This window comes from Shewanella sp. ENK2 (assembly GCF_043568515.1).
Taxonomy (GTDB): domain Bacteria; phylum Pseudomonadota; class Gammaproteobacteria; order Enterobacterales; family Shewanellaceae; genus Shewanella; species Shewanella japonica.
In genome coordinates this window covers 2,631,620-2,645,191 of sequence record NZ_CP171406.1, presented here as the reverse complement: position 1 = coordinate 2,645,191, position 13,572 = coordinate 2,631,620, and the positions used below count along the sequence as shown (strand labels likewise).

Annotated in this window: 2 protein-coding genes; both read left to right on the top strand. The window is 44.7% G+C overall.

Translation table 11 applies throughout. From position 1 onward, the window contains the following. The first annotated feature begins 5 nt into the window (after window positions 1-5). Window positions 6-1,817 carry a VCBS domain-containing protein gene (locus tag ACGEDC_RS11635; RefSeq protein WP_394493370.1) on the top strand — a complete coding sequence of 604 codons (1,812 nt, stop codon included), beginning with the start codon at window positions 6-8 and terminating at the stop codon, window positions 1,815-1,817. 44 nt (window positions 1,818-1,861) lie between these two features. Beyond that, the gene (locus tag ACGEDC_RS11630) at window positions 1,862-13,546 is read left to right on the top strand and encodes a VCBS domain-containing protein (protein ID WP_394493368.1); all 11,685 of its coding nucleotides are present in this window, start codon (window positions 1,862-1,864) and stop codon (window positions 13,544-13,546) included. Window positions 13,547-13,572 lie beyond the last annotated feature (26 nt).

Genomic DNA, 13,572 nt, shown 5'->3' with positions numbered 1-13,572 from the left:
TTAGCATGACTCAAGACAACCAAGGCAAGACTCCACCTAATAGTGAGCAAGAAACGGATACTAAACAGGTCAATAAACCCAACACAGCTACGCAAACTGAACAAGTTAAACGAGATAAAAAAGCAAAGGTTGCGGCCAATAAAATTGACGTTGAAGCCAAAAAACTCCTAGCAAAAGAAGCTCGAGATACCCCACAAACAACTGTCGGTATTAATCAGGATCTTGTTGCCGATAAATCGGTTAGCTCTTCACTGGCGCATGGTAAAACAAAACCAAACTTACCCTCTGAGCAAATCCCACAGAGTGTTGAATCACTAGTAACCAATCAAACCACCGAAGCGACAGAGACTAACACTGCCACTCGCCAAATTGCATCGGCAGAACAGTCAGATGACGCTTTAGAGGTTACTCAAGCAACGCCTGAAAATAAACTAATCAAAGAGACAGGTTCAACCGAAACAACAGGAATTGGCAATGCTGAGCCGTTTAAATCAGGCAATACTGCAACAGAAGATATCAGTCAATTTCGAGCAGCCCAAGCGAATATTACTCAGAAGAATGATCAGCAGCCCGATCAAGATTCGACGACTCCCAATCCTACAACGTACGCCCAAGTCACTCAGCCAACGCCACTCCATCCAGGACCACAAACTCCAAGTACCCAAGGCCAACCACCAATTACCGGCACTGGCACTGGCACTGGCACTGGCACTGGCACTGGCACTGGCACTGGCACTGGCACTGGCACTCATGAAAAGCCGCTTACGGTAGATGGTCAACAGCAAATTCAACAAGTCAAAGAAGATGGCTCTAAAGATACGGCTCAAGGTATGTTGAGTGCTCATGGTGATAATAGCCAAACAGTGACTTGGTCATCAGCAAAAAACCAAGGTCAATTTGGCAGTTTGCAAATCAATGCTGCCACTGGGCAATGGCAATACCATCTCGATAACACGTCAGTTAATACCAACTCATTGAGTGAGGGCGAAAGGCACACTGAACAATTTGTCGTGACTGCAACAGACAATGAAGGTCATCAAGTCGATAGTCTGGTAATCATCAATGTAGAAGGTACTAATGATCTCCCAACCGTAACCGGTAACCATCACGGCTCGCTCAATGAACAAGGCACTCTTGACTCTGTCGTAGGTCAATTGGTGGCCACCGACGTTGACCATAATGACAATGCAAGCTGGTCAATTTTAAATGGACAAGGTCAATTCGGACAATTAACGATTAATCCAAACACAGGCCAATGGCTATATCGATTAGACAACCAGTCAGCCAGCACCCAAGCATTGAATCAAGGCGACAAAGCGACAGAACAATTCATCGTCAATGTCACCGACAGCTCTGGTCAAACGGTTAGCCAGCAAGTCACTATTGATATCCATGGCAGCAACCAGATTGCGCAAATTCAAGGGGTAGACAGTGCCAGTCTCACTGAAGATCGCCACCAAGATAGCCAAGGTATGCTGCATACCCAAGGGCAGCTTACTGTTACCGACCCTGACTCAGGTGAAAACCAATTTACGGCGAGTATGCTACAAGGACAATTTGGTCAGCTCAGTATCGATTCCAGTGGCTATTGGACATACACTGCTGACAATTTACAGACGGCAATTCAAGAGCTAAAAACAGGCGAGTCACTGACTGATACCTTATTCGTTCGAACAATAGACGGTACCGAGCAACAGGTTACCATCACGATTAATGGTACTGATGACAAAGCTGTAATCGCAAACGTCATCTACTCTTCAGGTAATGCCAATACGTTAACAGCACCAACACCGGGGGAGAGACTTTCGCTTTCCTGAAAGAAGATTACGACGTCAATCAAGGTGATTTACACGTCGAGGGGATGCTTTCTGTTGCTGACTTAGATAAAAATCAAGCTCACTTCATAGGCAATACTGTGCAAGGTCAGTTTGGTACATTATCAATTAACGAGCAAGGTCACTGGGCCTATGCAGCCGATAATTCCCAAACTGTGATTCAAGGGTTGAAAACGGGTGAATCATTAACTGACACTTTGATCGTTCACTCCGCAGACGGTACCGACCATAAAATTATTGTGTCTATTAGTGGCACTGATGACAAAGCTATTATCTCTGGTACAGCAACGGCCTCACTCATTGAAGATAAAGACGTTCACTCGGGATTATTAAGGGTCGATGGTGCGTTGACTGTTACTGATAGTGATAACGGCCAAGCTCAGTTCAACGCTGAAACACTGCAAGGTCAGTTTGGTACTCTATCAATCAATGACTTAGGTCATTGGATTTATACTGCTGATAATAGCCAACAGGCTGTTCAAAGTCTGAATGCTGGTGAGTCACTCACCGATACCTTAATCGTTCACAGCGTTGATGGTACATCACAAAAAGTCACCGTCACCATTAACGGCAGTGAAGATAAAGCAGTGATTGCAGGCACTTCAACTGCAACACTCACTGAAGATAAAGACGTTCACTCGGGATTATTAAGGGTCGATGGTGCATTGACTGTTACTGATAGTGATAACGGCCAAAACCAATTTGTTGCCGATAGCTATCAAGGTAATTACGGCTACTTATCGATTAATCAGCTTGGCCACTGGGTCTACACTGCTAATAATAACAGCGCCGCCATTCAAGGCTTAAAAGCTGGGGCCACGCTAACTGAAACATTATATGTGCATGCGATTGATGGCACAGAGAAAGTTCTCAAGATAAATATTAATGGAACCGAAGATAAAGCCCTCATTAGCGGTGTATCAAGCGTTTCACTTGTTGAGGATAAAAACCTACACGCGGGCTTTTTACATGCAGACGGTATGTTGGCAGTAAAAGATGCTGATATTGGAGATAACCAGTTTCAGGCCAATGCTTCACAAGGTTTATTTGGCGAATTAACCATCAATAATAATGGTCACTGGACTTATACCGCTGATAATAATCAACCCGCAATTAATCAACTCAAAACAGGTGAGTCGTTAATTGATACGATAGTTGTTAAATCTATCGATGGCAGCGAACATCAAATAAGAGTCATCATCAATGGTCAAGATGATAAAGCAGTTATCTCAGGTTCTTCCACATTAGATGTCACTGAAGATAAAAACCTTTTCCAAGGACAGTTGAGAGCAGATGGTCAGCTCAATGTTTCAGATCCCGACTTAGGTGAAGCCCAATTTATCGCTGGAACTCTCACTGGTCAGTATGGCCATTTTACTATCGACCCTTCTGGCGCTTGGACATACACCTCAGACAACAAACAAACGGCAATACAATCTCTTAATGCAGGGCATGAAATTACCGATACGGTGATAATCAAAACTGCTGATGGCACTGAACAAACTCTTTGTGTTCATATTCATGGCACCAATGATAATGCTGTTATTTCAGGCACAAATACTGGAGTGATTTCAAATGCTTCTGGCGCGCCAAATATTTTGTACGCTAATGGTCAACTTCACATCACTGATGTTGATACAGGAGAAGCGCATTTTCAATCACAAGTAATAGCAGGTGCTTATGGGAGCTTTTTAACGATTAAGCCAAATGGTGAATGGCAATATGCAGTCGATCATTACAATGCTAATGTGATCAAGTTACCCCATGGGCAGCAGCTAACCGAAAGCTTTACCGTAAAATCCATTGACGGTACCGAGCATACTATCTCAACCACCATTGTCGGTGATAACACGCCAGCTATCATCACAGGTACTGATGTCGCGCTATTTAAAGAAGACGGCACCAAACAAACAGCGACAGGACAATTGAACATTCTCGACCCTAATACTGGCGATGAGCATTTCAAGCCTGAAACGCTACAAGGCAAATATGGCGAATTACATATCGACGACAAAGGGCTATGGCATTATGCGCTCAATAATCAAGGTGTAGCAGTTCAAAGTCTTAAAAGTGGCGAAACCGTTGATGACTTGTTCTTTATTAAAGGTCACGATGGCACTCCACATGGTATTCAAATACAAATACTTGGGACCAATGACTTAGCCAATATAAATGGGGTAGATGCGGGTGTTGTCGTTGAGGACAAACTGAGTTCAGGCCTACTGATAACCAAAGGTCAATTGACCATTACCGATATAGATAGCGGCCAAGATTTATTCCCTTCAGGACTACAACAAGGGCATTACGGTCAACTTGTTATCAGTAATAATGGCCAATGGCAGTACATTGCTAACAACAATCAACCTCAGATACAGCAACTGTCTCAAACTGAAGCGCTTAAAGAAGTATTTGTAGTCCACTCAATTGATGGCACCGGCCACAAAATTGAAGTCAATATACATGGCAGTAATGACATCGCTAAGATCACCGGCGATACCTCTGCAGTGCTTCAAGAAGACATTCATAGCCACCAAGGAAATCTAGTCGCACAAGGCCAGCTAGTCGCCACTGATATCGATCACGGTGAATCCCAATTTATTGTGGATGTTAATCACGCAGCTTACGGTCAATTTTCAATAAATAATGACGGCCATTGGCAATACGTTGTTGATAATAATAGCCCTAATATTCAGGGGCTCACCAGCAAAGATACGCTCAAAGATACCATCATCGTCCGCACTGTAGATGGCACAGAAAAATCCATAACAGTTACTATTAATGGCAGTGATGATAAAGCGATTATTGGTGGCGTTGATACTGGTGATGTCACCGAAGGCACCGCAGGGCTTGATATGTCGCCAGACTATGCTCAGCCAGGCATGGCTAAGTTAGGTCAAGCAGCATTAACAGCTGATGGCAAGTTAGATATTGTTGACCCCGATACAGGAGAATCTCAGTTTGATCCTAAAGGCGGTGCCTGGAATAACTCTTACCATGGACAATATGGACACTTACTATTAAACCCAGATGGTACTTGGCATTACGATGTTACCGTAGGGAATGTTGATTGGGTCGGAAATCGTAAGACTACCATCGGCACTGTCATTGATAAATTAGGTGAGCATCAAACGTTAACTGATACCATTACTGTATACGCTAAAGATGGCACTCCACACGATATTGTCATCACTATTCATGGTAGTAATGATCGTCCTTACTGCTCATCAGAGGTGACTCTCAATGCTGGCACTGAAGATACTCGCCAGACGATTACCGTAGCACAGTTACTTACCAATACAGTTGATGTTGATGCTAATGATACTGGTTTGCTTACCATTGAAAACTTACATGCAGATCACGGCTCAATAGCCATTAATCCTGACGGTAGCTTTTCATTCACACCAGAAAAAGACTATAACGGTCAAGTTCATTTCACCTATGACGTAAAAGATGCTCATGCTGGTATCACCCACACTGGCGCGACGACAGTATTAACGGCAGTTCAAGATAGCGCAATAATCACAGAAGTCAGCACAGGGAGCATTACTGAAGATGGGTCTCACAGAAGCAGTAATGGAGGAACAGTAACGGAGTTGGCAACGGGCTCTCTTACTGTCGTTGACCCTGACACTGGTGAAAACTCATTCCAGTTTAGCCAGTTCGGTGAAACAAAAATTCATGACCCTTATGATGGGTTATTACGTATCGATAGCGCTGGTACTTGGACTTATCATGTTGATAACGCAAAGCTACAATACCTAGCTGAAGGTCAAACTGAAGTTGTTATATATCGCGTACATAGTAAAGATGGTACACCCTACGATCTTCATATTAATGTCACGGGGACTAATGATGCACCCACTGTAAATCAAGTGCATTTAACCAATGGTACTGAAGATGTCAGTTACCAAATGCAGGCAAGCCATTTTGGTTTTAGCGATGTTGATTCAGGCGATACACTTCATTCTATAAGCTTAACCAATTTGCCGAGTTTAGCGGAAGGTAAATTTGTACTTGATGGACATGATGTATCAGTAAATCAGATTATCGATGTTGGAGATATCAGTAAGCTTCAATTTATTCCCGCTAAAGATTTTAACGGTGACGTGCAATTTAAATTTATTGTTAACGATGGCATTACGAGTTCAACAGAATCAACCAATAATCTGCATTTTGCACCAGTAAACGATGCCCCAATTGTCGCTTCTGCTATTACTGATTCGGTTACAGAAGATCAGCTTAACGTCCACCAAATAAATTTACTCGCTGGAGCTAGCGATCCTGATGGTGATAGCCTAACCCTGACTCATATCGAGTATCAAATTGAAGGACAATCAAAGACAGCTCTGGCACCAAACGGCTTATACCTTGGTGCTGATGGCCATACACTCAATATCGATGCCACAAGCCAAAGCTTTCAACATTTAGCTCAAGGACAAACACAAAACATAGTTGTCTCTTATAACATATCAGATGGCAAAGGCGGCAGCGTACAACAAACCACCACCTTAACAGTGACGGGGAGCAATGACGCCCCTACTGTCACCATGCAAACTCTTAACCATGGTACTGAAGATGTCAGTTACCAAATGCAGGCAAGCCAGTTTGGTTTTAGTGATGTTGATTCAGGCGACACACTTCATTCTATAAGTTTAACCAATCTGCCAAGCTTAGCTGAAGGTAAATTTGTTTTAGATGGACATGATGTGTCTGTAAATCAGATTATCGATGCCGGAGATATCAGTAAGCTGCAATTTGTTCCAGTGAAAGACTTTAATGGTGATGTTCATTTCAGTTATACCGTAAATGATGGCCATGTCGATTCAGCCCCTGCAAGTGCAACATTGTCTATTAACCCCGTTAACGATCCATTAGTTGATAGTGGCACTAGAACATTAGCAACTCTCAACGAAGACAGTAGCCGCCATATTTCCACGGCACAATTGCTTGAACATTTGTCGGACCCTGACGGGTCACTGCAGGTTGTTGGTACCCCAACTTCACCCCACGGAACCTTTAGTGGCGACGCAATTCACGGCTACACATTTACGCCTACTGCCAACTTTCATGGCGACAATGTCGATATTATTTATCAAGTTACCGATGGCACTAACCAAAGCACTGCCCATGCAAGTATTGATATTACCTCAGTGACCGATCCTGCTACGGTAAGTCTACATATTTCTGCAGAACAACAAGTCATGAGCTTTGGTTCTGGTGATAAAACAGCTTATGCCAAAGTAGATGGTATCGATGCCGGTGGCCCCATGCATGCAATGTCAGCCGAGATCACCTTCGTGCTCGACAATGGCCATCCGCCAAGCAATGCGGCGGTGCTATTGAACTACTCTGTACCCGGTGGCCATGATCAACAAAATACTATTACTTTTTGGAATGCCAGTAATCTGCAGTTTGCCTTTATGGGGCCGACAGTAGATACGGGAGTGAACTTACTTGATGGCAATACACATCGCTTAACGATGACATGGGATTCAGGTAGTGGTCATTTAGTGGTTTTTGATAACGGCCACATAATAAAACAACAAACGGTTAATCAAGGCGGTACATTCCCTAACGGCGGTACTTTTATCGCTGGCACACGAGACAATTCCGCGGGTGCTGATAATCCAACAGATTATACCGCTAGCCTTTCAGCAGGGGGCCGAGTGTTTTCCGCAACCATGGTCGATCATGCCGTGACGCCTGCATCTGTTGCTTTAGGTACCATAGCCCATGAGCCTAGTGGCGTTCTAACCAATATTATGGCCGATGGTAAAGGTAACTTTATTGATACCACGGGCCATCATACTGTAACAAGTGGCCCAGGTGCTCATACCGTAGTTGTGCCTGTTGATAGTAACGCAGGCACTGTCCCTAGAGGTGCGTTATTGCATCTACACCCTAACGCAGCTGTCAATGCCCCTGACGATGTTGTCACTAAACTCGAAATTAGCGGCTTAATTAAAGGCACACTCTTATCGGATGGTCACGGGCATCAGCACACAATAGCCAGCCTCAATGATAAGGTGGATATCCATGGCTGGAATACCGCATCGTTAACTGCGCAGTTGCCCCATGATGCCGCAACAAACATGAACGTAGCCCTTACTGCAACAACCCAAGCTCCTGATGGAAAAGAAGCGATTTCAATTGAACATGAAGGATTACAACTTGATCCTAACAAGCCCATTCCAGATGCAACAATCACTGGTGATTCAACCGGTAATACCGATGAAGACCACTCAGTAAGCGGACAGCTTACGGTCATCGACAATGACGCGAGCCAAGCACACTTTGCAGCCAACGATATTAGTGGCACCTATGGACACTTAGCTATTAATTCAGCTGGCCAGTGGACCTTTACTCCAAATGCCACCGCTGATGCGTTAACCAAAAATGATCAGGTACACGAAACCTATACCGTTTCTAGTATTGATGGCACCCAACACCAAATCACCATCAACATTGATGGCCGTGACGATAACCCAATCGTTACTGAACTCGCAGCACCTAAAACCGTTATTGAAGACGGCGGACACGACCACGTTCGCACTTCAGGCATGCTAAGTATTAGCGATCCAGATACAGGCGACACCCATAGCATTACTGAACAAACCGATGTATTAGGCACCTATGGACATTTTTCAATTGCGGCGAATGGCGGCTGGCATTATGAACTTGATAATGCTTTACCTGCAACTCAAGCCTTAACCGAAGGGCAACACGTTACCGAAACATTTAATGTAGTCGTTACCGATAATGAAGGTGGTCAAACAACTCACACCATGCACTTTGACGTTCAAGGTAGCAATGAAGCACCAACTATTGCGACACAAGTCATCCATGCTATTGAAGATGTTAGTTATCACTTTACTGATGTTGACTTTGGTTTTACTGACAGCGATGGCGGCAGTTTAAGCAGTATCACCATTACGGAATTACCCGCTGCCAGTTTAGGTGTGCTGCATCTAAATGGTGCTGCCGTAACGGTTAACCAAGTCATTAGCCAAACGGATATTGCTAACCTGATATTTACCCCTGAACAAGACGTAAACGGTAGAGTTAACTTTAAGTACTCAGTTAATGATGGCCATGACAACTCATCGGTAGCAACGGCTGAAATTGATATTGCAGCCAGAAATGATGCACCGACCTCAGTTCATCTAAGTGTTAGGGATGTTGAAGACCATAGCCATACTTTCAGTAAAAATGAATTCAGTTTTGCTGATGTTGATACGGGCGATACATTGCAGCACATTACCATTACTCACCTGCCCAACCCTGCACACGGTAGTTTGTTATTAGATGGTCGAGCAGTGGTTGCTGGCCAGCAAATTGATGCTGATAACATTGATAAATTGGTCTTTACGCCAGTAACAGATTTTAATGGCGAATCTGCGTTTAAGTACTCAGTAAGCGATGGCAGCCTAGACTCGAAAGAGTACACTGGCGCAATCCACATTTCAGCAGATAACGATGCGCCAACTTTCTTAGCAGGTGGGCAATTTGCATCACTGCCCATCTCGGCGGCTTACGAATTTTCGGGTAATCAAGGCACCGATCTATCAGGCCGAAATAATCATGCCATGCTAAGTGGCACCATCACAGCCACCACAGGTGCTGATGGCACGCCAAATTCAGCAGTGCAGTTTCATGGTGATAGCGGCGCAAAAATCGAAGTCCCTGATTTACAATATGGCCAAGGCATTACTGTATCCGCCACGGTAAAGTTTGACTCAATAGCTGACAGTTATTCCAGAGTGTTTGATTTTGGTAATGGCCAAGCCAAAGACAACATTTTGCTCACCCATAGTGGCACCACCGATACACTACAGCTCGAATTCATCGACGCTGCGGGTCAAAAGCATGACCTAATGGTGCCTCATGGGGTCACCCCAGGCCAATGGATGAAACTGACTGCGACCATTAGTCATGATGGTCATATGGCACTGTATAATAATGGCCAGTTATTAGGGGAAACCGATAGCGGTGCAGAGCTTCCGGCTACCGCTAGAAGTCAAAATTTCATTGGTAAGAGCCACTGGGCACAAGATGGTAACCTGCATGGTGCTTTTGATAATTTTGCGGTGTTTGATCAGGTCATTTCTCCTGCACAAATTAAAGCACTTGCGTCAGCAAGTAACTTGAATGATCTGCTACATAAGTACGATCAAATAGACCACGACCAATTTCACGCAACAGTTAACGTCAATCAAAGCTTTACCATCAATCAAGATGATATTTTAAACCAAGCCACTGATATTGATGGTGACACCTTATCGGTATCCCACGTATCCATTGCTGGGAATCACGGCACGATTCACGATAATGGTGATGGCACTTGGACCGTTACCCCTCAATCCAACTATCGCGGTGAATTGAAAATCGAAGTCGACGTGACCGATGGGCAAGAAACACTACCTGCGCACCTTACAGTTCAAGTAGGGAATGCCAGCATCACAGGCGATAGCAAGCTAACTACCGACGAAACCCATGTCGTTTCGGGTCAACTTACGGTGACCGACCCCGATACCAACCAAGATCACTTCATCGCTCAAGTGCTGCCTAGCAGCCACGGGGAATTTAGTATCGATACCACTGGTCATTGGCAATATACGCCTAACAAAGCCGCACAAGCGCTGTCACAGGGCCAAAGTGCCACCGATATCGTTATAGTTAAGACTGCCGATGGCACCCAACATCAAATCAGCGTCGACCTCACTGGTAGCGACACCGCGCCAACCACCGTCACCACCGATTTAGGCAAGGTTGAATCTGGCCACACACACGACTTTCAAGCAACTGATTTACTTGCGAATGTTACCGATGTTGATACCAGCACCGCGGGATTATCGATTGTGGCAGGTTCACTGCTCTCTCCCCATGGAACGGTAGTAACCAATCCTGACGGCAGCTATAGCTTTACTGCAACCCCAGGCTTTGTTGGTAACGATTTAGCCATTAGTTTCAAAATCAGCGATGGTCATAACACGATTGATGCCAACGCAATAATTGATGTCACGCCGCCTCTGGCAATTACCAGATTAGAATATGATACCGGTGTCAGTGACAGTGACTTTGTTACTAGCGACGGCCACATAATCTTATACGGAACTGGCGAGCCCGGTAGCACTATCATGGGAAGTGGGCTTCTCAGCCACTCGAAAGCAATTGTCGATGCAAATGGTCATTGGAAATTGGATGTTAGCGCAACAGATCGCGCCGATGGCACTTATACGCTAACCGTAATTGAAGTAAAAGCTGACGGCAGCTATGCCCAGGCCCATCATCAAATCACTATAGATACTGCTAAACCCACGCTGTCTATCGACCCTATATCTAATGATGATTGGGTCAACCATCATGACCACCAGCAGGATTTAACCATAACAGGCGCCACAACCCATGTAGCAGATGGCAATTCCGTTGATGTGATTGTCGCAGGTACGCACTATAGCGCCAGCGTTAATAATAGCCATTGGCAATTGACCATTCCTGCCAACCAAGTTGCCAATATTGGCGACAACGCCTATCAAGTTCATGCTGAGGTTATCGCGACAGCAACTGGCGACACAGCTCAAGTTCAACGCCAGCTAGTGGTATCTGCCGATTTAAGCACTCTGGTACAAACTCAAGCCGTCGAGGAAGACAGTAAGACGACTGCGACGGGAACGTTATTTGCTGTTGGCGCCAGTGAAACCGTGACAACTACCGGAGTGCTACAAGGCAACTATGGCACCTTACACATGAACGCCGATGGTAGCTATCACTACACATTGGACAATAACACAGCAGCGATTCAGCAAATGGGGCAAACCGATAGCCATGCAGATAACTTTTTCATCAGTTACACCAATAACCATGGTGACACCAAGCATGCCGTGGTCAATATTGGTATTCATGGCACCAACGACGCTCCTCTATTAACAGGCACCTTTGAAATATCCCGTTCAATTACCACGGGCTCAATGACCAACACTCACTCATACGGCTATATCAATATTGATGACATTGATAACGCTGACAACCTCAACGTCGAGTACATTGATAATCAAGGTGGTCACCATCAATTGGATTTTACCCCAGGCAACCGCAATAAAATTGATGTACAGGGCATTGGTCACTTTAATATTGATGCTGACGGTCGCTGGGACTTTACCTTTAGCCAAAGTGGTCCGGAGCGAGACAAACTCAATCAGGAGGTGGCTGCAGGTAAAATTCATACCGAAACCGTTACCCTCAAAGTTACCGATGGCAATGGTCAAAGCCGAGAAGAACACTTAACAGTACACATTGGTGACGGTAAAACCGGGCCGCAAATTTTCGGCGCTTCTGAGTCTGTCGTCACCGAAGATAAAGTCACACGCTCGCACGGTTTACTCGATTTATTAGTTGGTGATGTCAAAGTCGCCAGCGGTGTCACCTGGGCATTGCAAGCCGGAACACGTCCGCAATACGGTGACCTAACCTTAAGTAGCGATGGCAGTTGGCAATATCAGGCCCACAACGATTCGGCTCGTGTGCAGGCCTTGGCTCAGGGTGAGCGACTTGAAGAAACAATAATGGTGACCGCTACCGACTCTCTTGGTCACAGCGTAGACCAAGCAATGAAGTTAGTGATCATCGGTACCAATGATGTACCTGTTGTTGGTCATGCCCTTGCTAATACGGTTGTTGAAGATCATCTGCTCACTCTGAGTAAAGCTGATTTACTTGCTAACGTTCACGATACAGACGCTAAAGATGTGCTTGATGTAAGCCATTTATCAATAGTCGGTGGTGGTACTATCACCCAACAAGGTGACCATTGGGTTATTAATCCAGGGGCAAATTATAATGGGGAATTACGCTTAAATTATACGGTGACCGATGGTCATGTCGCGATAGATAACACGATGGCGATTCATGTGTCGCCTGATGCCGATACTCCTACCATGATATTTACTAAGCATGTCGGAGATTTAACTTCGCCACTCGATACTATGGCGATTTCGGGTAATGAAAATACTGATTTAGCGCTTAATATTAACGTATCCAGTCCTGATATAAATGAGACACTCACAGTTGAAATCACAGGCGTTCCACCAGGGGCTTCGCTATCTGCGGGGACTGAAAATAACGGTATATGGACACTACAACAAAGTGAATTAACTAACCTCAAAGTTATTCCTGAAGCTGACTTTCATGGTCATTTTGATTTGACGATTAGCGCCACGTCCCATGATGGCAGCTCAAGCAACTCTGCAAGCCAAGTGATTGCAGTGGAAGTTATCCCTGCACCGATATCTACTCCCACACCAGTATCACAAAGCGATGAACCAGATATGTTAAATCAAAGTGATGATATCGACGTTAGTTTAGTCATTGACAGTACCGATAGTCTTGCCGCACAAGCACCTATCGATCATTACTTACAGATGGTTGGATTAAGCCATGATGAGATTAAACCTGATACTGGCATTCCAGACCTAGCGGGGTTGCCAACAATGCATGAACTTAACACTGCTGATCCACAAGCAGATATGCTTGATACTGTTGAAGTCGATGCATTTGAAAACCCATTAGATGACGAGCATAAAGAACACCCGCAACATGCAGATCATGATGCTGCCAGCATAATTGATGCGCCAACAGAGCAAAGTGACATTAATCAAGATAACGATGATGACATGCTACACCAAGCGTTAAACGATATGCATAATCAGTTTTAGGTGTGGCAAAAAATCTAATACGGTAA

What these genes read in the sequence shown, in the direction of transcription:
- ACGEDC_RS11635 (WP_394493370.1), top strand. Translation starts at nt 6, where the DNA reads ATGACTCAAGACAACCAAGGCAAGACTCCACCTAATAGTGAGCAAGAA.
- ACGEDC_RS11630 (WP_394493368.1), top strand. Translation starts at nt 1,862, where the DNA reads ATGCTTTCTGTTGCTGACTTAGATAAAAATCAAGCTCACTTCATAGGC.